20 protein-coding genes are annotated in these 23066 nt (G+C 66.7%); 13 read left to right on the top strand and 7 right to left on the bottom strand.

What is annotated here, in order from left to right; translation table 11 throughout:
• Position 1: 1 nt before the first annotated feature.
• From VG556_RS09060 to VG556_RS09035, 6 genes are all read right to left on the bottom strand, one after another.
• Positions 2–2074 (bottom strand): acyltransferase family protein, encoded by a 2073-nt coding sequence (locus tag VG556_RS09060; protein WP_100450316.1) that lies wholly within the window; start codon positions 2072–2074, stop codon positions 2–4.
• A 48-nt stretch (positions 2075–2122) separates the two neighbouring features.
• Entirely contained in the window at positions 2123–2803 is a 681-nt protein-coding gene (locus tag VG556_RS09055) for a DUF2058 domain-containing protein (protein ID WP_049408561.1), read from the bottom strand.
• Positions 2804–2813: 10 nt separating this feature from the next.
• Positions 2814–3056 carry a SlyX family protein gene (locus VG556_RS09050; protein WP_005410256.1) on the bottom strand — a complete coding sequence of 81 codons (243 nt, stop codon included), beginning with the start codon at positions 3054–3056 and terminating at the stop codon, positions 2814–2816.
• Entirely contained in the window at positions 3049–4398 is a 1350-nt protein-coding gene (locus VG556_RS09045) for a UDP-glucose dehydrogenase family protein (protein WP_111144232.1), read from the bottom strand. The genes VG556_RS09050 and VG556_RS09045 overlap by 8 nt, the downstream gene beginning before the upstream one ends.
• Before the next feature lie 23 nt (positions 4399–4421).
• Positions 4422–5399: an FKBP-type peptidyl-prolyl cis-trans isomerase N-terminal domain-containing protein gene (locus VG556_RS09040; RefSeq protein ID WP_032962085.1), complete on the bottom strand. Its 978-nt coding sequence runs from the start codon at positions 5397–5399 to the stop codon at positions 4422–4424.
• A 96-nt stretch (positions 5400–5495) separates the two neighbouring features.
• Complete coding sequence (locus tag VG556_RS09035; protein WP_100450317.1) at positions 5496–6083, bottom strand: glutathione peroxidase; 588 nt, start codon at positions 6081–6083, stop codon at positions 5496–5498.
• 365 nt (positions 6084–6448) lie between these two features.
• Here VG556_RS09035 and VG556_RS09030 point away from each other — a divergent pair, with 365 nt between their 5' ends.
• The 7 genes from VG556_RS09030 to VG556_RS09000 all read left to right on the top strand — a co-directional run bounded on the left by VG556_RS09030 (position 6449) and on the right by VG556_RS09000 (position 11028).
• Positions 6449–6685: a hypothetical protein gene (locus VG556_RS09030; protein ID WP_049408559.1), complete on the top strand. Its 237-nt coding sequence runs from the start codon at positions 6449–6451 to the stop codon at positions 6683–6685.
• A gap of 2 nt (positions 6686–6687) precedes the next feature.
• The gene (locus VG556_RS09025) at positions 6688–7047 is read left to right on the top strand and encodes a GntR family transcriptional regulator (protein ID WP_005410261.1); all 360 of its coding nucleotides are present in this window, start codon (positions 6688–6690) and stop codon (positions 7045–7047) included.
• Positions 7047–7922, top strand: coding sequence for an ABC transporter ATP-binding protein (locus VG556_RS09020; protein WP_014647691.1), 876 nt, complete (start codon positions 7047–7049; stop codon positions 7920–7922). The genes VG556_RS09025 and VG556_RS09020 overlap by 1 nt, the downstream gene beginning before the upstream one ends.
• Positions 7919–8947, top strand: a complete 1029-nt coding sequence (locus tag VG556_RS09015) for an ABC-2 transporter permease (protein WP_046431579.1) — start codon at positions 7919–7921, stop codon at positions 8945–8947. Before VG556_RS09020 ends, VG556_RS09015 begins: the two co-directional genes overlap by 4 nt.
• A 25-nt stretch (positions 8948–8972) precedes the next feature.
• Complete coding sequence (locus VG556_RS09010) at positions 8973–9860, top strand: DUF2807 domain-containing protein (protein WP_014647693.1); 888 nt, start codon at positions 8973–8975, stop codon at positions 9858–9860.
• A 30-nt stretch (positions 9861–9890) separates the two neighbouring features.
• The gene (locus tag VG556_RS09005) at positions 9891–10496 is read left to right on the top strand and encodes a hypothetical protein (RefSeq protein ID WP_049408554.1); all 606 of its coding nucleotides are present in this window, start codon (positions 9891–9893) and stop codon (positions 10494–10496) included.
• Between the two features lie 106 nt (positions 10497–10602).
• Positions 10603–11028: a hypothetical protein gene (locus VG556_RS09000; RefSeq protein WP_014647695.1), complete on the top strand. Its 426-nt coding sequence runs from the start codon at positions 10603–10605 to the stop codon at positions 11026–11028.
• 104 nt (positions 11029–11132) lie between these two features.
• Here VG556_RS09000 and VG556_RS08995 read toward each other — a convergent pair whose 3' ends face one another.
• The gene (locus tag VG556_RS08995) at positions 11133–12560 is read right to left on the bottom strand and encodes a class II fumarate hydratase (RefSeq protein ID WP_032962093.1); all 1428 of its coding nucleotides are present in this window, start codon (positions 12558–12560) and stop codon (positions 11133–11135) included.
• Between the two features lie 293 nt (positions 12561–12853).
• Between VG556_RS08995 and purB the strand changes: the two genes are divergently transcribed.
• From purB to lpdA, 6 genes are all read left to right on the top strand, one after another.
• Entirely contained in the window at positions 12854–14221 is a 1368-nt protein-coding gene (gene purB / locus VG556_RS08990; protein WP_014647697.1) for an adenylosuccinate lyase, read from the top strand.
• 660 nt (positions 14222–14881) lie between these two features.
• Positions 14882–16294 (top strand): cupin domain-containing protein, encoded by a 1413-nt coding sequence (locus VG556_RS08985; protein ID WP_049420425.1) that lies wholly within the window; start codon positions 14882–14884, stop codon positions 16292–16294.
• A gap of 9 nt (positions 16295–16303) precedes the next feature.
• On the top strand, positions 16304–17200 hold the full coding sequence (locus VG556_RS08980) for a GNAT family N-acetyltransferase (protein WP_100450318.1): 897 nt from the start codon (positions 16304–16306) through the stop codon (positions 17198–17200).
• A 186-nt stretch (positions 17201–17386) separates the two neighbouring features.
• Positions 17387–20218 (top strand): 2-oxoglutarate dehydrogenase E1 component, encoded by a 2832-nt coding sequence (locus tag VG556_RS08975; protein ID WP_014647701.1) that lies wholly within the window; start codon positions 17387–17389, stop codon positions 20216–20218.
• Positions 20219–20259: 41 nt separating this feature from the next.
• Positions 20260–21462 carry a dihydrolipoyllysine-residue succinyltransferase gene (sucB, locus tag VG556_RS08970; protein WP_014647702.1) on the top strand — a complete coding sequence of 401 codons (1203 nt, stop codon included), beginning with the start codon at positions 20260–20262 and terminating at the stop codon, positions 21460–21462.
• A gap of 63 nt (positions 21463–21525) precedes the next feature.
• Positions 21526–22962: a dihydrolipoyl dehydrogenase gene (gene lpdA, locus VG556_RS08965; RefSeq protein ID WP_014647703.1), complete on the top strand. Its 1437-nt coding sequence runs from the start codon at positions 21526–21528 to the stop codon at positions 22960–22962.
• Positions 22963–23066 lie beyond the last annotated feature (104 nt).

Raw genomic sequence — 23066 nt, 5'->3', positions numbered from 1 at the left:
CTCAGCGCTGCAACAGAACCTGTTGCAGCGAGGGCAGCAGCACCCGATTGCCATGCGCACTGAGATGATCGCCATCGAAGAACAGCGGCCGCCCATCGCGCTGGGCTGGACATAACGCGTCGTCGCACGGCACCGGCATCGGGTCCCACAGCACGCCACCTGGCAGTCCATCGACCACCTGCTGCAGGCTGCCCAGCATGGGTGCCCGCAACGTTTCCATCGCGACGCGCGTGCTGTCCAGGCCGTTGCGGCAGACCTCGTTGCGGGCATTGAAGCGGTCCGAGCAGCGATAAGGAGGCGCTGGCAGCACTGGCTTGGGCGCCTCCAGCACGATGCGCACGCCACGCTCGGCCAGGGGTCTCCACTGCGCGACCGTCTCGGCCACTTCGGCGTCGCGTCCTGCCGCGGCCTCTGCCGTCAGTTCGCCCGCCAGCTGCGCCTGCGCATCGAACAGCACGAACTGATCGGAAAGGCGTGGCACGCGCAACGACACCAGCACCACGGCATCCCCCGGCTGCGCACGCCGCGCGATATCGGCGAACACCGCGGCGTCGAAATCAGCGCAACCGGCACCGGCACCGCGCCACTTCTGCAGGCTCACCTGCGGGCATCCGCCGCGGCCATAGAGGGAGACCGCCGAGCCGGTTTCCAGGGCCAGTCGCTGCAGCAGCTCGATGTAGGCCATCGCATGCGAATCACCAGCAACGAACACCCGCTTCGGCGCGCCAACCGGTAGCGGGCGGTCGCAGTCTCCACGGGCAAAGGTGCGCGCACTACCGCCTTCGAAACGATGCTTGGCGACCACCAGTGCGCACTCGGGATAGTCACCGGCCACGCTCTTGCCATTGGGGTACCAATCGGCCGGATGCCGGCTGACCGTACTCAACGACAGCCGCGGCGCCTGCAGGTAGAGCACTGTCTGGATGCCGGCGGCGCACAGCAGTACGACCGCGCCGGCCAGCACCCAACGCCCGGGACGCAGGCGCTGCGCCAACGTGCCGCGGAACGGCTGTTCCACCCAGCGCCACGACAGCCATGACAGCAGCAGCACCAACGCCATCGCGGCGGTCATCTGCAAGGGTGTCTGCAAGCCCACGGTCCAGCGCATCAGCACGAACACCGGCCAGTGCCACAGGTACAGCGAGTACGACAGCTGGCCGATACGGCGCATCGGGGCGCTGGCCAACAGGCGCGCCACCCATGCCTGCGGATGATGATGCAGCGCCCACAGCAGGCCCGCGGTGGCGAAGGCCGGCAGCACGCCGTCAGGCCACGGTGACCGCCCGGCACGCGCGGACCACAACGCCCACCCCAGCAGGCCCAGCGCCACCATGGCCAGCAGGGAGAACACCGGCGCGGCGCGCTTCGGTGCCTGGCCGGTTGCCGGGTCCAGCGATTCGCGCACATGCAGCAGCTGGAACAGCAGCACGCCCACCCCCAGTTGCCAGAGGCGGGTGCTGGTGGCATAGAACGCCCACGATGGCGGCGCCTCGCGCAGACCCAGCACCGCCGCATGCAGCAGCGACGCCATGCTGACCAGGGCGAACAGGCCCAGGCTGATCCAGCGCCCGCGTGCACCGCGCGCCCAAGCCAGGAACAGCAGCGGGAACAGCAGGTAGAACTGCTCTTCCACGCCCAGCGACCAGGTATGGGTGTAGGGATTGAATTCGGCCCTGGGTGCGAAATAGTCGTTGCCGATCGCTGCCAGCACCCAGTTGCTGAAGCCGAAGAACGCCATCAGTCCGGTCCTGTCACTGGCTTCGCTGAGCCAGGACTCGGGAATGAACAGCACGCTTGCCACGGCAGTCAGCAACAGGCAGGCCAACAGCGCCGGCGCGATGCGACGGATGCGGCGCGCATAGAAGCGCAGCATCGACTGCCCCAGCGACAGCGGCGGCAGCCGGTGTACCGACGCGCTGACCACGAAACCGGAGATGACGAAGAACACATCCACGCCGGTGAACCCGCCTGGCAACCAGGCCGGGTCCAGGTGGAACACGATGACGGCCAGCACAGCGATCGCGCGCAGGCCGTCAATGTGCGGCACGTAGCCACGGCTTGGATCAGCGGTCATCCCTTCCCCCACGGCCGCGACGGCAGCGCGCCCGCGGCGGTCACGCGTTTACCAGACCAGGTCGTCCGGCACCTGGTACTGCGGGTCCGCGTACGGATCTTCCTCGGCCGGCGCATTCGGATCGACCTTCAGCGCCACCGATGCGGCGAACACCGCCTCGCACTGCGCCAGCACCTCGGCGGTCACCAGCAGGTAGCGGCCATTGAGCTGGACCACACCCAGCTCACCGGCGTTGAGCGCGGTCAGCTGTTCGGCGGTTACATAGATGCGCTTGATCTTGCCGCCGTAGGGGAAGTGGCGGGCAATGTCCGCCGCTTCGGCATTCAGGCCCTTGTCCTTCAGCAGTTCTTCCAGCTTGGCCTTGGCCTCGCGGCGCACACGCGCCTCTTCCTGCTTCAGGCGCTCGGTTTCGATGCGCTCTTCCTTTTCCTTCTGCGCGCGGATGGCGTAGGCCTTGGCCAGGTCCATCTCTTCTGCGCTGCGCGGCTTGCGCGGGCCCTGCTGGCCCGGGCCACGCGACTGGCCGGGCTTGCCCGGGCCGCCATGGCCAGGACCACGACGCTGGCCGGGCTTGTGCTCGCCCTTGCCAGCGCCCTGCGGCTTTCCATTGCCGTTGCCACCCTTGCCCTGCGGGCGGCCGTCACGGCGGGGGCCATCATTCTTGCGCTCTGGCTTGGGCGCAGGCTTGAAGCCCAGGCCCATCAGCTGGTCGCGGAGGGTATCGCTCATAGGATTTGGATCAGTAGTGCGGCGGCGGCGGTTCGCTCGCCGGATCGGAAGAATTCAGCGCGTTGCGGACCTTGCCCAGATCTTCCAGCAGCACACGCAGCACGTCGGCGTTGCGCATGCCCTGCATGCGGGCATCGGCCAGCGCATCGCTCAGTTCGGCCAGCGCCTGTTCCTGGAAGGACACGCGCATTTCCAGTTCGACCAGGCGCGCTTCCAGCGCCTGCTCGCGTTCGGTTGGCAGCAGATCAGACATGCAGCGAGCGCCCCCGGCCAATGCCGTAATACGCCAGGCCCGCTGCTTCCACGTCCGCCGGCTCGTACAGGTTGCGGCCGTCGAACACCACCGCGTCCTTCAACTGCTCGCGCAGCGTCTGGAAATCGGGGCTGCGGAACTGCTTCCACTCGGTCACCACGACCAGTGCATCGGCGCCCTGCAGCGCCTCGTTGGCATTGCTGCAGAACACCAGGTCATCGCGTTCACCGAAGATGCGCTGCGCCTCATGCATCGCTTCCGGATCGTAGGCACGCACCGTCGCACCGCCTTCCCACAGTTGCGCCAGCAGGCGTCGGCTGGAGGCTTCGCGCATGTCGTCGGTGTTTGGCTTGAATGCCAGGCCCCACACGGCAAAGGTCTTGCCACGCACGCCTTCATCCTCGCCCTTGTCGTAATGGCGCTGGACCAGGGCGAACAGATGGCCCTTCTGCGCATCGTTGACCGCTTCCACGGCGTTCAGCAGTTTAGGCTCCAGGCCGGCCTGCTGCGCGGTGCGGGCCAGCGCCTGCACATCCTTGGGGAAGCATGAGCCACCATAGCCGGCGCCCGGGTAGATGAAATGCCAGCCGATGCGCGGATCCGAGCCGATGCCCTGGCGGACCTGCTCCACATCGGCGCCGACACGTTCGGCGATGTTGGCGATTTCGTTCATGAACGAGATCTTGGTCGCCAGCATCGCGTTGGCGGCGTACTTGGTCAGCTCGGCCGAGCGCACGTCCATTTCCACCACGCGGTCGTGGTTGCGGTTGAACGGTGCATACAGGCGCCGCATCACCGCCACCGACTCGGCGCTGGTCGCACCGATGATGATGCGATCCGGACGCATGCAGTTGGCAACGGCGTCGCCTTCCTTCAGGAATTCCGGGTTGGACACCACGTCGAAGGCGATGTCGGCGCCACGTGCCGCCAGCTCTGCGGCAATGGCGGCACGGACCTTGTCGGCGGTGCCCACCGGCACCGTCGACTTGTTGACCACCACGGTCGGCACGCTCATGTGCTGGCCGATGGTGCGGGCCACGGCCAGCACGTACTGCAGATCAGCGCTGCCATCCTCGTCCGGCGGCGTGCCGACAGCGATGAACACGACCTGGCCGTGGCCGATCGCGGCTGCGGCATCGGTGGTGAACGTCAGCCGCGACGCGGCGTGATTGGCCTTCACCATCGGTTCCAGGCCCGGCTCATAGATCGGGATGATGCCCTGGTTGAGGCCATCGACCTTGGCCTGGTCGATATCGACGCAGACCACCTGGTGGCCGACATCGGCCAGGCAGGTACCGGTCACCAGCCCTACGTAACCGGTACCGAAAATCGCAACGCGCATGTCCGTGCTGGCTCCGTGGTCGCTTACGGCAGGACGCCCAGCAGCTCGACGTCGAACGTCAGAGTCGCGTTCGGGCCGATCGGGCCACCCGGGGTGCCGTTCTCACCGTAGGCGAGCTCGCCCGGGATCCAGAAGCGGTACTTCGAACCGACCGGCATCAGCGCGACGCCTTCGGTCCAGCCCTTGATCACCTGGTCCAGGCCGAACTCGGCCGGCTGGCGCCCATAGGAGCTGTCGAACACGGTGCCGTTGAGCAGCTTGCCTTCGTAGTTCACGCGCACCTTGCTGCTCGGCAGCGGACGCTCACCGCTGCCCGGGCGGATGACTTGGTACTGCAGGCCCGACGGGGTGGTCACCACGCCCGGCTGGGTCTTGTTCTTGGCCAGGAACGCATTGCCTTCCTCGCGGTTGGTCTGCGCGGCAGCGGCGGCCTTGGCCTGCATTTCGGCCTGCTTGCTGCCCATGAACGCCTGGATGGTGGCGGTCGCGTCAGCTTCCGTCATCTTCGGCTGACCCTTGCTCAGGCCGGTGCTGATCGCGTCAAACAGCGAGGCGACGTCGATGTCGTCCTTCAGCTGTGCCAGCGACGGGCCGACCGAGTAGGAACCGATCATCTGCGACACCTTGACGCGGTCGACCTTCGGCGGCTGCGAACCCGGCGCCATGCCCGGCACCTGCTGCCCGCTGCGGGCCATCACGACCTGGCGCAGTGCGGCATCGGTGGCCTTGGCCTGTTCCTGGGTGATCTGCGGCTGCAGGCCTTCGAACGAACGTTCCACGGCGGTGCGCAGCGCGGCCACATCGATCTCATCGGCGATCGGGGTGAACGACTTGGCGACGTCCAGGCCGATGGCGTAGCCGAGCTTCTGCTTGGGGGAATTCAAGGTTGCGGTCTCCTTGGCGGCTGCGGGGGCAGCCGGTTGTTGCGACAGAGCGACACCCGAAGTGCCCATCGCCAGAATCAGAACCGACGCCGCGGCGCCGCGCATTCCCATCTTCATTCGCTGCATTCCTGGAAGTGTCTGGGCGCCGACGTCGGCGCGAAAAGAAGCATTGTCGCACGCATGCCGTCGATGTCGAGGCATCCGTGCCGGATATCAATGCTTAGGAGCGACGGCCAGCGCCTTGTCGATGGCGGCGGTCAGCTGTGGATCGTCCGGCGTCACCTTGCTGGCGAACTGGGCGATGACCTTGCCATCGCGGCCGACCAGATATTTGTGGAAGTTCCAGCCCGGCGCCACGCCGGTGGCTGCGGTCAACCGCTGGTACAGCGGCGTGGCCTCCGCACCGACGACGTGCACCTTCTCGAACATCGGGAACTTGACGCCATAGGTAAGCGTGCAGAAATCCTGGATCTGCTTCTCGTCACCCGGTTCCTGGCCCTTGAAATCGTTGGACGGGAAACCCAGCACGGCAAAGCCGCGGCCGGCATAACGCTTCTGCAGCGCCTCCAGGCCTTCGTACTGGGGGGTATAGCCGCACTTGCTTGCGGTATTGACCACCAGCAGCACCTGCCCGTGGTAGCGCTGCTGCAGGTTGACCTGCTGCTTGCTGGCCAGCGGGCGATAGTCCAGGTCCAGCAGATCGGCCGCCAGCACATGGGCGGAACCGGCCAGGCCGGCCACCAGCAGGGTCAACAGGGACAGGCCGCGCAGTCGGCGCGGGACAACGGTCGGCAGGGGCATCGAGAGCAGTCCGCGGTAGCCATTCACAGGGCCGGCCGATAGCGGCCGGGAATCGGCCGAACTATAGCACCGGGCTCCGTTGCCCCTTGTTGCGGCGGGCGCCGGCGGCTTTGCGTGGCGTGGCCTTTCCCGGGAGGACCCACCCTCAACGGCGCAGGGATGACTTAGCATGGACAACGCTGAATGGAAGGCAGGGCGTGATCGGCCCGCACGACAATTCCATTTCCCTTATCAATCAAAGGGATAAGGGGATATTTCAGCGGCTTGACCACCCCTGCCATCAGTTGGGCACGGCAAGGGGTTGCACGTAGGCGTGCCGGTGTTATAGTTGCATACAACACCAGTCACCTGAGACAGGGGGAGCCATGAACGCCCGGATCCGTCGCAACCTCACCGCACCCGCGGCCGCTGCCGTTTCGACCCTGATCGTGCTGGCCTGGCTGGCCATGCCAACCGCCCCCGCCTCCGCCGACAGTGCGCAGGATGCATCCGTTTCGCCGGCCGGGAACGCCGATTCCTCCCCCCCTCCCCCGCGTCGGCTGCACAGCTCCCTGTCCATGCCGTATTTCTCGTTCGCACAGCCGCTGACCCCACGGAGCTGAATATGAGCGACATCCAGTGGAGCGACGGCGCTCCCATCTACCGTCAGTTGAAGGAGCGCGTGATCGCCATGATGCTCGACGGAATCCTCAAGCCGGGCGATGCCCTGCCTTCGGTGCGCCAGGTGGCCGCCGACTACCAGCTCAACCCCATCACCGTTTCGCGCGCTTACCAGGAACTGGCCGATGAAGGCCTGGTCGAGAAGCGCCGCGGCCTGGGCATGTTCATGACCGAGCAGGCGGCCACGCAGCTGCGCAGCAGCGAGCGCGAGCGCTTTCTCAATGAAGAATGGCCGGCGGTGCTGGAGCGCATCCAGCGCCTGGGCCTGAGCCTCGACGAATTGCTGCCCCAGGGGAAAGTCTGATGAATAGCACTGCAAGTGAACCGGTCATCACCGCCCGAGGCCTGCGCAAGGCCTACAAGACCACCGTGGCCCTCGACAATGCCAGCTTCAGCATTCCGAGCGGGCGCATCGTCGGCCTGATCGGGCCCAACGGCGCCGGCAAGACCACCGCGCTGAAGGCCATCCTCGGCCTGACCTCGGTGGAAGGTGAGTTGAGCGTGCTCGGCCGCGACCCGCGGCAGCACCGCGACGCGCTGATGAACGACATCTGCTTCATTGCCGACGTCGCCGTGCTGCCGCGCTGGCTGAAGGTCCGTGAAGCGATCGATTTCGTCGCCGGTGTCCATCCGCGCTTCGACCGTGCCCGCTGCGAGCGTTTCCTGGCCAACACCAAGCTGCAGCCGAAGCAGCGCGTGCGCGAACTGTCCAAGGGCATGATCGTGCAGCTGCACCTGGCGCTGGTGATGGCCATCGATGCGCGCATCCTGGTGCTGGACGAGCCCACCCTGGGCCTGGACATCCTGTACCGCAAGGAGTTCTACCAGCGCCTGCTGGAAGATTATTTCGACGAACAGAAGACCATCATCGTCACCACCCACCAGGTGGAGGAGATCGAGCACATCCTCAGCGACGTCATGTTCATCCGTGATGGTCGCATCGTGCTCGATGCAGAAATGGACGATGTCGGCCAGCGCTACACCGAGCTTCTGGTCAACGCCGACCAGCTGGAGACCGCGCGTGCGCTGAAGCCGATCGACGAGCGCAGCCTGACGTTCGGCAAGACCGTAATGCTGTTCGACGGTGTGCCGCGCACCCAGCTCTCCACCCTTGGCGAGACCCGCAGCCCGGGCCTGGCCGATCTGTTCGTCGCCATCATGAAGGGGACCTACGCATGACTGCCGTCAACCACCCCGTCAGCCCGATGGGCACCCTGCGCTGGCTGCTCAAGCGCGAGTACTGGGAGAACCGTGGCGGTTTCCTGTATGCGCCGCTGATCGCCGGCCTGATCTCGCTGGTGATGAGCACCGTCGGCATCGCCTTCGGCCTGTTTGCACTGAACCGTGCAGCACGCAACGGCGCACTGCATGTCGACGGCGAGAGCGTGAACATCAACGGCCTGGACCTGGCCCTGCTGACCCGCGACATCAGCGCCAAGGACCTGGCCGACCTCGGCAACGGCCTCGACCTGACCCTGGTGCTCAGCTCGGCCTGGCCGTTCCTGGTGCTGGCCTTCGTGGTGTTCTTCTACTGCCTGGGCGCCCTGTACGACGACCGTCGCGACCGCAGCATCCTGTTCTGGAAGTCGCTGCCGCTGTCGGACACCCAGACCGTGCTGTCCAAGGTGATCAGCGCACTGGTCGTGGCCCCGCTGATCGCGGTGATCGCCGGCATCATCACCATGTTCGGCTTCATGCTGGTGATCAGCATCGTCGCGCTGATGCACGGTGGCAGCCCGATGACCCTGATCTGGGGCCCGGCCAGCCCGTTGACCCTGGCCGCCGGTCACCTGGCCTGGATTCCGGTCTACGCCCTGTGGGCCCTGCCCACCGCCGGCTGGCTGCTGCTGTGCTCGGCCTGGGCCCGCACCAAACCGTTCCTGTGGGCGGTGATGCTGCCGCTGTTCGCCGGCGTCATTGTCAGCACCACCAAGGTGATGCCGTTGATCGGCCTGACCACCGGCTGGTTCTGGCAGAACATCGTTGGCCGCCTGCTGCTGGGTGGCGTGCCGGGCACCGACCTGGTGTATCGCCTCAGCGCCGAGGAAGGCACGCGTCGCGATCTCGAATCGGTGGTCAGCCTGATGTCCCCGGCCTCGCAGCTGAAGTCGCTGGCGATGCCGGAACTATGGATCGGTGCCGCCGTCGGTGTCGTGTTCATCGTCCTCGCCATCCGCCTGCGCAAGCGCGCCGGCGAGATCTGATTCCATCCACCCGGAGGCACCACCCATGCGTTCCCTGCTCGCCTGTTCTGCGTTGTTGCTGTTGCCTCTGTCGGCGCTGGCCGCCGATGCTCCGAACTGCAAGTTCACCGCCGCCCGCACGCTGAAGCTGGATGTGGCCGGCGCCAAGGCGGTGGTGCTGGAGGTGAACCAGCATGACCTGAAGGTCGTCGCCAGCAAGGGCGGTGGCCAGCTCGATGGCCGCGCCTGCGCCTCCAGCCAGGAATGGCTGGACCAGCTGGTACTGGAGCAGCGCAGGGAAGGCGACAAGCTGGTCGTCAGCCTGCGCCGCGACGGCCGCCACAGCGGCATCAGCCTGGGCAACAGCTATGCCTGGCTGGACATCCGCGGCAGCGTGCCCGACAACCTGCCCCTGCAGCTCAAGGTCGGCTCCGGCGATGCCAGCGTGGACAACGCCCAATCGCTGAGCGTGGACGTCGGCTCGGGCGACGCGATCGTTCGCGGCACCCGCGGCAGCATCCACGCAGCGGTGGGTTCGGGTGACCTGGACATCGACGGTGGCGGCTCGCTGAACCTGCTGTCGCTCGGCTCCGGCGACGTCAAGGCGCGCAACATCGGCGGCGATGCGGTCACCGGCACCGTCGGCTCCGGTGACCTGAAGATCAGCGATGTCCGCGGCAACGCCCGGCTGGACACGGTCGGTTCCGGCGACATCGGGTTCAAGCGCGTGCAAGGCAACGTCGAGGTCGGCGTGGTCGGCTCGGGCGATGTCGACCTGTCCGACATCGGCGGCAACGTGCACGTGCGCAGCCATGGTTCGGGTGACATCCAGGTCGACGGCGTGCGCGGCAGCCTGACCGTCGACCACAGCGGCAGCGGCGATGTCGGCCACCGCAACGTCGGCGGCACGGTCACCCTGCCCCGCAACAAGTAACCGCCACCGGACCAATTCGAGGGAGTTGCCATGAACCTGCTGCGCCTGCTGCCTGCCACCCTGCTGTGCCTGCCGCTGATCGCCTGCGGCGGCACTTCTTCCACGCCCGACAAGACCGTCGGCAAAAGCGTCGCCGAAGCCACCAGCGGCGTCGGCCAGACGGTCAAGGAGGCCATGGTTGATGCCCGGAAGGACATTACCCAGGGCAACATCAACATCTCCGCCGACAAGCAGCCGCGTGCGGAGATCACGCCGGATGGCCACCTGCTGATCGACGGCAAGGACGTGCCGGCCAACGAGGCCCAGCGACAGCGGTTGCTGGAGTACCGCGGCCACGTCGTCGCCATTGCGATGGACGGCATGGATGTCGGCCTGGCCGGCGCCAAGCTCGGCGCCAGCGCTGCCGGAGAGGCACTGAAGGGCATCTTCAGCGGCGACAGCGAAGGCATCGAGAAGCGGATCAATGCCGAGGCGGAGAAGATCGAAGCCCAGGCCAAGCGCATCTGCAACCGCTTGCCGGCGATGCTGGCCAGCCAGCAGGCACTGGCGCGCGAGCTGCCGGCGTTCAAGCCCTACGCAACGATGGACCAGAGTGACGTCGACGACTGCGGCAAGGACACCGTGGTCAAGCGCTAGGCCTGTGACATATCAGCGCACCCGGCCGGCAGCGGCGCCCCGCTGCCGGCCGTCGTGCGCCGGCCGGCTTACAATGGCGGCCCCGGACGCCCCCGAACCGAATGCCATGAAGAAGTTGTTCCTGCTGCTGGCCGCCCTGCTCTGCCTGGGCCTGGTCGGCTGTGACAAGGATTACCGCAACCACCGCGCCGAGCGCGGCAAGCCAAAGATCTCCGTCAGCGAAGGCATGGTCACTGTGCGTCGCCCGCCGGCGCCGAACATCATCATCCTCGGCGATGGTTCGATGAAGGTGGACGAGATCCAGATTCCGCTGGACGAGGCACAGAAGCAGATGCTGCAGACCATGTTCGGCAAGCTGCAGGTGCTGCGCCAGAACACCCTGGTCGCCGCCCCGGCCGATCCCAACATGCAGCCGGTGAAGATCCAGCCGCCGGAAGGCATGGAAGTGATCCCGGCCGACCTGGTCCAGCGCATCCCCGAGTTCAAGGACTACACCGACACCTTCGGCAACATCGTCGCCGACCGTCGCTGAAAAAACGCCGCCCCTGGGCGGCGTTTCCTCTTGTAGAGCCGAGCCCATGCTCGGCCCAGGTCCAGGAAGCAGCCGAGCATGGGCTCGGCCCTACGACCGGCAGATCAACCGCCGCCGCCACCGCCCCCCGCGTGGATGCCACCGGCAGTCAGTGCGGCCGGGTCCAGCAGGCGGCGCAGCTCGGCTTCATCCAGGCCGCTGTCCTCCAGCGCGACATCCAGCACCGGACGCTGCTCCTTGTAGGCACGCTTGGCAATCGCCGCCGCCTTCTCGTAGCCGATGATCGGGTTCAGCGCGGTGACCAGGATCGGGTTGCGCGCCAATGCTTCGGCAACGCGATCCTCACGCACCTTCAGCCCGGCAATCGCGCTGTCGGCCAGCAGGCGCGACACATTGGCCAGCAGGCCAATGCCATCCAGCAGGTTCACCGCGATCAGCGGCAGGGTGACATTGAGCTGGAAGTTGCCGGTCTGCCCGGCCACGGTGATCGCGGTGTGGTGGCCGATTACCTGCGCGCAGGCCATCACCGTCGCTTCCGGAATCACCGGGTTGACCTTGCCCGGCATGATCGAGCTGCCCGGCTGCAGCGCCGGCAGTTCGATCTCGCCCAGCCCGGCCAGCGGACCGGCGTTCATCCAGCGAAGATCGTTGGCGATCTTGATCAGCGCCACCGCCAGTGCATTGAGCTGGCCCGACAGTTCCACCGCGTCATCCTGTGCGGCCAGGCCCTCGAACTTGTTCTCGGCGCTGTCGAACTTGAACCCGGTCTGCTGCTTCAACGCCTTGGCCACCTGCGCGCCGAAGCGCGGGTCGGCATTGATGCCGGTACCGATGGCGGTGCCGCCCAGCGGCAGCCGGCGCACACGCTTGAGGCTGTCTTCGATGCGTTCCTGTGCCGAGGCCAGCTGTGCCGACCATGCGCCGAACTCCTGCTCGAAGGTCAGCGGCATCGCATCCATCAGGTGCGTGCGGCCGGTCTTGACCACCTTGCGCAGGCTGCGGCCCTTCTTGTCGAGGGTCTTGCGCAGGTGCACCAGCGCCGGCAGCAGCTGCTCATGTGCCGCCAGTACCGCCGATACGCGCAACGCGGTCGGGATCACGTCATTGGAGCTCTGCCCCTGGTTGACGTGGTCATTGGGGTGCACCGCGGTCTTGCCCGCCTTGCCGGCACGGTTGGCCAGGGTGGCGATGACCTCGTTGGCATTCATGTTCGAGGACGTGCCAGAACCGGTCTGGTAGACGTCGATCGGGAACTGCGCGTCCCAGGTGCCGGCGGCCACTTCGGCGGCAGCGGTCTGGATGGCCTTGGCCACGTTCTTGGGCAGATGGCCCAGCTCGGCGTTGACGCCGGCGGCAGCGCCCTTGACCAGGCCCAGGGCACGGATGAAACCGCGCGGCATGCGCTGGCCCGACACCGGGAAATTCTGCACGGCACGCTGGGTCTGCGCGCCCCACAGGGCGTCGGCAGGCACCTGCAGCTCGCCCATGCTGTCGTGTTCGATTCTGAAACCCTTGCTTGCAGCTCTGCTCATTGCATCAACTCCGCACTACTTCAGTTGGGGAAAGGGAAGCGGCGGCTGGCAGGGTGTCGCTTCCCGGGCTGGCGGCGGCGCCAACGATACTCCCTTGCCCGCAGCGTGGGATGACGAGGACGGGCCAGATCGTTCCGTCCGCAGGGCCGTTGTGCGTGCGCAAGGGTAGTGCCGGCCGCTGGCCGGCAAGCCATGGCGGCGTGGGCCGAGCGTGGTTGCCGGCCAGCGGCCGGCACTACCTGACCGGCACGTCGTAGAATATCGGCCCCGCCGCTCGTCCCAGCCCTGCCGACATGTCCGATTCCGCCCTGCTCGCCCTGTCCCCGCTCGATGGCCGCTATGCCGGCAAGGTCGACGCCCTGCGCCCGATCTTCTCCGAGTACGGCCTGATCAAGGCCCGCATCACGGTCGAGGTGGAATGGCTGCTGGCCCTGGCCGCCGAGCCGGGCATCGTCGAACTGGCCCCGTTCTCCGACGCTGCCATCGCCCGCCTGCGCGCGCTGGCCGCCAGCTTCAGCCCGGCCCAGGCCGCGCGCGTGAAGGAGATCGAGCGCACCACCAACCATGACGTCAAGGCGGTGGAGTACTTCATCAAGGAACAGCTGAAGGACGACGCCGAGCTGGCCCCGGCGCTGGAATTCGTGCATTTCGCCTGCACCAGCGAAGACATCAACAACCTCAGCTACGGCCTGATGCTGGAACAGGCGCGCCGCGAGGTGCTGTTGCCGACCCTGGACGGCATCGCCAGCACCCTGCGCACCCTGGCCCACGCCGAGGCTGGCCAGCCGATGCTGTCGCGCACCCACGGCCAGACCGCCTCGCCGACCACCCTGGGCAAGGAACTGGCCAACGTGGTCGCGCGCCTGGAGCGCCAGCGCCGGCAGATTGCCGCGGTCGAACTGACCGGCAAGATCAACGGCGCGGTGGGCAACTACAACGCCCACATCGCCAGCTACCCGGACGTGGACTGGCCAGCCTTCGCCGAGCGCTTCGTGACCGGCCTGGGCCTGGTGTTCAACCCGTACACCACGCAGATCGAGCCGCACGACAACATCGCCGAGATCGGTGATGCCGCACGCCGCGCCAACATCATCCTGATCGACCTGGCCCGTGACATCTGGGGCTACGTTTCGCTGGGCTACTTCAAGCAGCGCCTGAAGGAAGGCGAAGTTGGTTCGTCGACGATGCCGCACAAGGTCAACCCGATCGATTTCGAGAATGCGGAAGGCAACTTCGGCATCGCCAACGCGCTGTTCGAGCACTTCAGCGCGAAGCTGCCGATCAGCCGCTGGCAGCGTGACCTGACCGATTCCACCGTGCTGCGTGCGCTGGGCACCGCGTTCGGCCACAGCCAGGTGGCACTGGATTCGCTGGCCAAGGGCCTGGGCAAGCTGGAAGTGAACCCGCAGCGCCTGGATGCCGATCTGGACGCAGCCTGGGAAGTGCTGGCCGAGGCCGTGCAGACGGTGATGCGCCGCCACGGCCTGCCGAACCCGTACGAGCAGCTGAAGGCGCTGACCCGCGGCCAGGGCATCACCGCCGAGTCGATGCGTGCGTTCGTGCAGGGGCTGGAGCTGCCGGCGGATGCGAAGCAGCGCCTGCTGGAGATGACCCCGGGCAGCTACACCGGCCTGGCTGAGTCGCTGGCGAAGAAGATTTAAGGGGTTTGCTTGCGGCGGCGGCCGCGGGCGCTGCCTGCGGCAGGCAACGGCAACATCAACGTCAAGAGCGGCTCTGGGTTATTGCCTCGCTTGGCGGGGCGGGTTGGGTTCGCGGGGGACGCCGTGAACCCGTCCCTGGGGGCTTGGCCGCGGCATCCATGCCGCGGACACCCCCGCGAACCCAACCCGCCCCACCTCTGACAGATTCCCGGTGACGGATCGAAGAGCATTGGGTTGTCGGGACGGAATTTGAAAGAGGGACGCGGCTTCGCCGCGTCCCTCTTTTGTTTTGGGATGAGCAAGCGCAGCGCGCGACCCGCTGTTGCCTTTGATCTTCTTCTTTCCATTCCGTGGCGGGCCGCGCAGGAAACTGTCAGGGGCCAGGCGGGGTGGGTTCGCGGGACCGTTGGCGCCATGGATGGCGCCATCGAGCCCCCAGGGACGGGTTCACGGCGTGTCCCGCGAACCCCCCCCCCCCCGCCCAGCCCATGAAGCCAGCGCTTTGCGCGACCAACCACCCCGCCACGAGGGGCTCCGCCGTTGGCCGGACACCCCGCGACAAACCCGCGCACGTGCGCAATCCCGGCGAACGGCGGACAATGGAGATCTCAGGCGGCCCGCTGCGCCGCCCCTCCCGCTTTCCGCTGCAAGGATTCCCCCATGGCCGCCCGCAAGTCCTCCGCCCCCCTGATCGAAGTCACCGCCCGCCCTGGCCAGCCGCTCGGCATGGCGCCGGCCACCTTCCTGCGCGACTTCTGGCAGAAGCGCCCGCTGCTGATCCGCAATGCCTTTCCGGATTTCCAGACCCCGGTACAGCCGGAAGACCTGGCCGGGCTGGCCTGCGAGGAAGGTGTGCTGGCGCGCCTGATCGAGCACGACAAGGCCCAGGACGGCTGGCGCGTGCGCACCGGCCCGTTCCAGGAAGACGTGTTCCCCGCCCTGCCCGACCACGACTGGACCCTGCTGGTGCAGGACGTGGACAAGTGGGACCCGGACGTGCGCGCCCTGATCCAACACTTCAGCTTCCTGCCGCGCTGGCGCATGGATGACGTGATGATCAGCTTCGCCGCCACCGGCGGCTCGGTCGGCGCCCATGTCGACCAGTACGACGTGTTCCTGCTGCAGGCCCACGGCCACCGCCGCTGGCAGATCGATGCCAGCGAATCGATCAAGGGCAGGCAGCCGCCGCTGGGCTTCCGCCCGGACGTGGAGCTGAAACTGCTGAAGGTGTTCAAGCCCACCCACGACTGGGTGCTGGCGCCGGGCGACATGCTGTACCTGCCGCCGAACGTGCCGCACCACGGCGTCGCCGAAGACCCCTGCCTGACCTTCTCGTTCGGCATGCGTGCGCCGTCTTCTGCCGAGCTGATCAGCGACTATCTGGACACCCTGATCGCCGATGCCGATGAGAACATCCGCTACCAGGATGCCGACCTGAAGGTGCCGGCCGACCCGAACGAAATCGACACGGTGGCGATGGCGCGGGTGATCACCGCCCTCAACGCCATCCGCATGAATGACCCGGACAAGCTGGGTGACTGGTTCGGCCGCTTCATCACCACCTACCGCGCCGCCGGCGAAGTAATGGCCCACCAGGCCGCGCCGGCCGCGGAGCAAGTGGTCGAAGCGCTGGCCTCGGGCATGCTGCTGCAGCGCCACCCGTGGGCCCGCCTGGCCTGGCGCCGGGCCAAGCGTGGCGCCAGCCTGTATGTCAGCGGCCAGGACTTCGCGCTGCCGGTAAAGGACGCGCAGCGCCTGGCCGGCGCCGAGCAGCTCGACGCCGCCGCCTATCGCGGCCTGTCCGACAAGGGACGTGCCGTGGTCCAGCAGCTGCTGGTCGGTGGTGTGTTCCAGCTGATCGACCCGAATGAGGTGTACGAGGCCGAAGACGAGGAAGACAGCGAGGATGCCGTGGTGCTCGGCGAGGTCGTCGAAGGCCGCGACCGCGTCGAGGCGATCGACGCCGACGCGGTGTCCGACGATGTCCACTCCGTGACCGTGCACGACGACGGTATCGAGGTCATCGTCAACTTCGAGGACGACGACGAAGACGACAGCACCGGCCGGGCCTGAGCCATCGTCATGATCCGGGTCCAGCAGGTCAGCCACGCCGACGCCCACGTTGCCATCCACGACGTGCGCCAACGCGTGTTCGTGCAGGAACAGGGCATCGCCGCCGAGCTGGAACGCGATGCGCTGGACCCGGTCAGTGCCCATGTGCTGGCGCTGGACAGTGACGGCCAGCCGGTCGGCACCGGCAGGCTGGCTCCGGACGGCCGCATCGGCCGCATGGCCGTGCTGGCCACCCATCGCAGCAACGGGGTCGGCGAGGCCCTGCTGGCGGCCCTGGTCGAAGCCGGGCGCCGGCTCGGCCTGGCCGAACTGCACCTGCACGCCCAGCTGCCCGCGCGCGATTTCTATGCACGCCAGGGCTTCCTGCCCGAGGGCGAGGTGTTCGAGGAAGCCGGCATCGGACACCAGCAGATGCGCCGCCGGCTGGGCGTGGCCAGCGCCATCGACAGCCGCGCCGAGGCGGTGGCGATCACCACGGCCATCATCCACCGCGCCCGTCGCCAGCTGTGGCTGCACAGCCGCCAACTGGACCCGGGGCTGCTCGACGCGCCCCCGGTACAGTCCGCCCTGCGCCGCTTCGTCACCGCCCGCCACGACAAGCAGCTGCGGGTGATCGTGCACGACGCCGCCGCGATCGCGTCTGCCGGGTCGCCGCTGCTGGCGCTGGCCCAGCGCCTGCCCAGCGTGATCCAGTTCCGCGAGGTCAGCGATCCGGTCGACCGCGCGCTGGCCTCGGCCTGCCTGCTCAACGATGCGGGCGACTTCTACTTTCGTCTGATCGGCCATCGCCTCGACGGCGAGGCCGGCATCGCGCTGCCAGCACGTTCGCAGCCGTTCGAGCAGCAATTGCAGCGTGTCTGGGACCGTTCGCGCGTCTGCAGCGAACTGCGTGCGCTCGGCATCTGAGTCGGCACAGCCGACCGAACCTGTCTGGAACCGGCACCGGCGGACGCGGGATACCTGTGGTGGTGCCCCTTCGTGTCCGGTTGGGGGTACAATTTGGCTGTTTGAACGCGCCCGCGCAGGGCTATTCATCTTCCTGCCGGGTCCTTCTGAAGCCATACCCCACAAAGCGAATCAACACCCTCCATCGTGGACAATCAACTGAAGCAGTTTGCGCAATCTTCGCAACTCGCCGGCGGCAACGCCTCCTATGTCGAGGACCTGTACGAGCAGTACCTGGTCTCCCCGGATAGTGTCGATCCCAAATGGAAAACCTACTTCGACGGCTTCAAGGGCCGCGAAGCAGGTGACATTCCGCACTCGGCCGTCATCTCCCACATTGCGGACGCGGCCAAGGATGCGCTGAAGGCCGGTACCGGTAACGGTGCAGGCGACGAGCGCGAGCGCAATGTCGGTCGTCTGATCACCGCCTACCGTTCGCGCGGCCACCTGGACGCCCGCCTCGATCCGCTGGGCCTGGCCGCACCGGTCAACACCCCGGATCTGGGCCTGCCGTTCCACAGCCTGTCCGATGCCGACCTCAACAGCGAGTTCAGCACTGGCGGCGTCGGCGGCCAGCCGCGCATGAAGCTGCGCGACCTGCTGGCACGCCTGAAGGCGACCTACACCGGCTCGATCGGTGCGGAGTTCATGCACATCTCCGAGGTCGAGCAGCGCCAGTGGATCTACAAGAAGCTGGAAGCCGCCGGTGGCAACTACCAGCTGGACGCTGACACCCAGCGCCGCACCCTGGAGCGCCTGACTGCGGCCGAAGGCCTGGAGCGCTACCTGCACACCAAGTACGTCGGCCAGAAGCGGTTCTCGCTGGAAGGCGGCGATTCGCTGATCCCGATGATGGACACCATCATCCGCAACGCCGGCAAGGATGGCGTCAAGGACGTGGTGATCGGCATGGCCCACCGTGGCCGCCTGAACGTGCTGGTCAACACCCTGGGCAAGAACCCGCGCAAGCTGTTCGACGAGTTCGAAGGCAAGTTCGAGCACGACGAGCACGCTTCGGCCGGCGACGTGAAGTACCACATGGGCTTCTCCGCCGACGTCGCCACCGATGGCGGCCCGGTGCACCTGGCGCTGGCGTTCAACCCGTCGCACCTGGAAATCGCCGACCCGGTCGTGGCCGGTTCCGTGCGTTCGCGCCAGGAGCGCCGCAAGGACACCGCACGCAAGCAGGTCATGCCGATCCTGATCCACGGCGACGCGGCCTTCTCCGGCCAGGGCGTGGTCATGGAACTGTTCCAGATGTCGCAGGCCCGCGGCTTCGCCGTCGGCGGCACCGTGCACATCGTGGTCAACAACCAGGTCGGCTTCACCACCTCCAACCCGCTGGATACGCGTTCCACGCGCTATGCCACCGACGTGGCGAAGATGATTGCCGCCCCGGTGCTGCACGTGAACGGCGATGACCCGGAAGCAGTGGTGTTCGCCGCACAGCTGGCCTTCGAATTCCGCCAGACGTTCGCCAAGGACGTGGTCATCGACCTGATGTGCTACCGCCGCTGGGGCCACAACGAGGCCGACGAACCGGCGATCACCCAGCCGCTGATGTACCAGGTGATCCGCAAGCACCCGACCACCCGCGAGATGTACGCCGAGCAGCTGGAAAAGGCGGGCGTGATCGCCGCCGGCGCCGGCAAGGCGATGGTCGATGCCTACCGCGAGAAGCTGGACGCCGGTGAAGTGACCACCGAGCTGGCCAAGGTCGAGAAGACCCCGCCGAGCAGCCCGCTGTTCGTCGATTGGCCGAAGCTGCTGGAAGGCAAGCTGTCCGACCCGGTCTCGACCAAGGTCGAGAAGAACAAGCTGGTCGAGCTGGCCAAGCTGATCAACACCATTCCCGATGAAGTGCAGCTGCACTCGCGCGTGGCCAAGGTCTACGACGACCGCCGCAAGATGGCCGCCGGCGAGATCCCGGGCGACTGGGGCTTTGCCGAGAACCTGGCCTACGCCACCCTGCTCGACGAAGGCCATGCACTGCGCCTGGTCGGCCAGGACGTGGGCCGCGGTACGTTCACGCATCGCCACGCGATCCTGCACGACCAGAAGACCGACAACTACTACATGCCGCTGCGGCAGCTGGTGGATTCGCCGGAGAAGGCCACCGTCATCGATTCGCTGCTGAGCGAAGAAGCGGTGATGGCCTACGAGTACGGCTTCTCCACCACCGATCCGAACACGCTGTGCATCTGGGAAGGCCAGTTCGGCGACTTCGCCAACGGTGCCCAGGTGGTGATCGACCAGTTCATCGCCGCCGGTGAAGCCAAGTGGGGCCGCATTTCCGGCCTGACCCTGCTGCTGCCGCATGGCTATGAAGGGCAAGGCCCGGAACACAGCTCGGCGCGCCTGGAGCGCTTCCTGCAGCTGTGTGCGCTGGAGAACATGCTGGTGGTCGTGCCGTCGACCCCGGCCCAGGCCTTCCACATGCTGCGTCGCCAGCTGCACATGACCACCCGCAAGCCGCTGGTGGTGATGTCGCCGAAGTCGCTGCTGCGCCACAAGCTGGCCGTGTCGACCCTGGACGAGCTGGCCAACGGCGAGTTCCAGCACCTGATCGGCGACGCCAACGCAGACGCCAAAAAGGTCAAGCGCGTGGTGCTGTGCTCGGGCAAGGTCTATTACGACCTGCTGGAGGACCAGATCAAGCGTGGCCAGGACGACGTGGCGATCATCCGCGTGGAGCAGCTGTATCCGTTCCCGCGTGCGCTGCTGGCGGCCGAACTGAAGAAGTACGGCAAGGCCACCGACGTGGTGTGGACGCAGGAAGAACCGCAGAACCAGGGCGCGTGGTACCAGATCCGCCACCACCTGCAGTTCTGCCTGGCCGATGGCCAGAACCTGCACTACGCCGGTCGCGCACGTTCGGCCTCGCCGGCTGCCGGTCACATGGCTGACCACGTCCGCGAGCAGCAGCAGCTGATCGCCGACGCACTGGTCAACCCGTTCAACGACACGTTCGCTGAATAATCCTCCCCCCTATTTAGAAGACAAACCAGGAAGCTCCCGCAATGGCCACCGAAGTCAAAGCCCCGGTACTGCCCGAATCCGTCGCCGACGGCACCATCGCCACCTGGCACAAGAAGGTGGGCGACGCCGTCAAGCGCGACGAAAACCTGCTTGACCTGGAAACCGACAAGGTCGTCCTGGAAGTGCCGTCGCCGGTCGACGGCGTGCTGAAGGAAATCAAGTTCGCCGAAGGCTCGACCGTGACCTCCAGCCAGGTCGTGGCGATCATCGAGGAAGGCGCCGTTGCAGCTGCTCCGGCACCGACCGCCGAGGCCGCTCCGGCCGCTGCTCCGGCCGCCGCCGCTCCGGCTCCGGCCGCTGCCGCTGCGCCGGCCCCGGCCGCCAAGTCGGCCGCCGATGCGCTGCCGCCGGGCGCCCGCTTCACCGCCATCACTGAAGGCGTGAACCCGGCCGATGTCGACGGCACCGGCCGTCGCGGCGCGGTCACCAAGGAAGACATCGTCAACTTCGCCCGCAACGGCGGCGCCGGCAAGGCCGGTGGCGCACGTCCGGAAGAGCGCGTGCCGATGACCCGCATCCGCAAGCGCATCGCCGAGCGCCTGATGGAGTCGAAGAACTCCACCGCGATGCTGACCACCTTCAACGAAGTCGACCTGTCCAAGGTGTCGGCGGCGCGCAAGGAACTGCAGGACGAGTTCGTCAAGGCACACGGCATCAAGCTGGGCTTCATGAGCTTCTTCGTGAAGGCCGCCGCCAACGCGCTGCAGCGCTTCCCGCTGGTCAACGCCTCGATCGACGGCGACGACATCATCTATCACGGCTACTCGGACATCTCGATCGCCGTCTCGACCGAGAAGGGCCTGGTCACGCCAGTGCTGCGCAACGTCGAGCGCATGTCGTTCGCCGACATCGAGAAGACCATCGCCGACTACGCCAAGAAGGCCCGTGACGGCAAGCTGGGCCTGGAAGAACTGCAGGGCGGCACCTTCACCGTGACCAACGGCGGCACCTTCGGTTCGCTGCTGTCGACCCCGATCATCAACCCGCCGCAGAGCGCCATCCTGGGCATGCACGCCATCAAGGAGCGTCCGATCGCCCAGAACGGCCAGGTCGTGATCGCGCCGATGATGTACCTGGCGCTGTCCTACGACCACCGCATCATCGACGGCAAGGACTCGGTGCAGTTCCTGGTGGACATCAAGAACCAGCTGGAAAACCCGGGCCGCATGCTGTTCGGCCTGTAAGACACCTCCCGCCCCTCCGCGCCTGCGCGGAGGGGTTCTGGTAATGCATCAAGGAATAATTCAATGGCTGAACAATTCGACGTCGTCGTCATCGGTGCCGGCCCGGCCGGTTACCACGCTGCCATCCGCGCGGCCCAGCTGGGCCTGAAGACCGCCTGCATCGATGCAGCGCTGGGCAAGGACGGCAAGCCGGCCCTCGGCGGCACCTGCCTGCGCGTGGGCTGCATCCCGTCCAAGGCGCTGCTGGATTCCTCGCGCCAGTTCTGGAACATGGGCCACATCTTTGGCGACCACGGCATCAGCTTCAAGGATGCCAAGATCGACGTCGAGGCGATGGTTGGCCGCAAGGACAAGATCGTCAAGCAGTTCACCGGCGGCATCGGCATGCTGTTCAAGGCCAACAAGGTCGCCGCCTACTACGGCTTCGGTGAACTGCAGCCGGGCAACGTGGTCAAGGTCACCCAGCATGACGGTTCCATCGTCGAGCTGAAGGGCACCAACGTCATCATCGCGGCCGGTTCGGATTCGATCGAACTGCCGTTCGCCAAGTTCGACGGCGAGACCATCGTCGACAACGTTGGCGGCCTGGACTTCACCGAAGTGCCGAACCGCCTGGCCGTGATCGGCGCCGGCGTGATCGGCCTGGAACTGGGCAGCGTGTGGAAGCGCCTGGGCGCTGAAGTCACCATCCTGGAAGCCATGCCGGAGTTCCTGGCGGCTGCCGATGCGGAAGTGGCCAAGGCGGCTGCCAAGGAATTCAAGAAGCAGGGCCTGGACATCAAGCTCAATGCCAAGGTCTCCAAGACCGAGATCACCGGCAAGGGCAAGAAGAAGGAAGTCATCGTCACCTACACCGACGCGGAAGGCGAAAAGACCCTGACCGTGGACAAGCTGCTGGTGGCCGTTGGCCGTCGCGCCGCCACCAAGGGCCTGCTGGCCGAAGGCACCGGCGTCAAGATCAACGAGCGCGGCCAGATCGAAGTCGATGCGCACTGCCACACCGGCGTCAACGGTGTGTGGGCAGTCGGCGACTGCGTGCGCGGCCCGATGCTGGCGCACAAGGGCTTCGAGGAAGGCATCGCGGTGGCTGAGCTGATCGCCGGCCTGCCGGGCCACGTCAACTTCGACACCATCCCGTGGGTCATCTACACCGAACCGGAACTGGCCTGGGTCGGCAAGACCGAAGCGCAGCTGAAGGCCGAAGGCATTCCGTACAAGGCCGGCAGCTTCCCGTTCGCCGCCAACGGCCGTGCCGTGGCGATGATCGAGCCGGCAGGCTTCGTGAAGATCCTGGCCCATGCCGAAACCGATCGCATCCTCGGCATGCACCTGGTCGGCGCCAACGTCTCCGAGCTGGTGCACGAAGGCGTGCTGACCATGGAGTTCAGCGGTTCGGCCGATGACCTGGCCCGCATCTGCCACGCCCACCCGTCGCTGTCGGAAGTGGTCCACGACGCGGCGATGGCGGTCAGCAAGCGCGCCATCCACAAGGCGAACTGATCGGCATCATGGTAGGTGCCGACCGTTGGTCGGCACTCACCTGCAGACGAAAAACCCCGCCCCGGCGGGGTTTTTTGTTGCCCGTTTCCCTGTAGCGCCGAGCC

The sequence above is a fragment of the Stenotrophomonas sp. CASM106 genome, assembly GCF_049384825.1.
GTDB lineage: Bacteria > Pseudomonadota > Gammaproteobacteria > Xanthomonadales > Xanthomonadaceae > Stenotrophomonas > Stenotrophomonas muris.
This window is presented reverse-complemented; position numbering and strand designations above follow the sequence as displayed.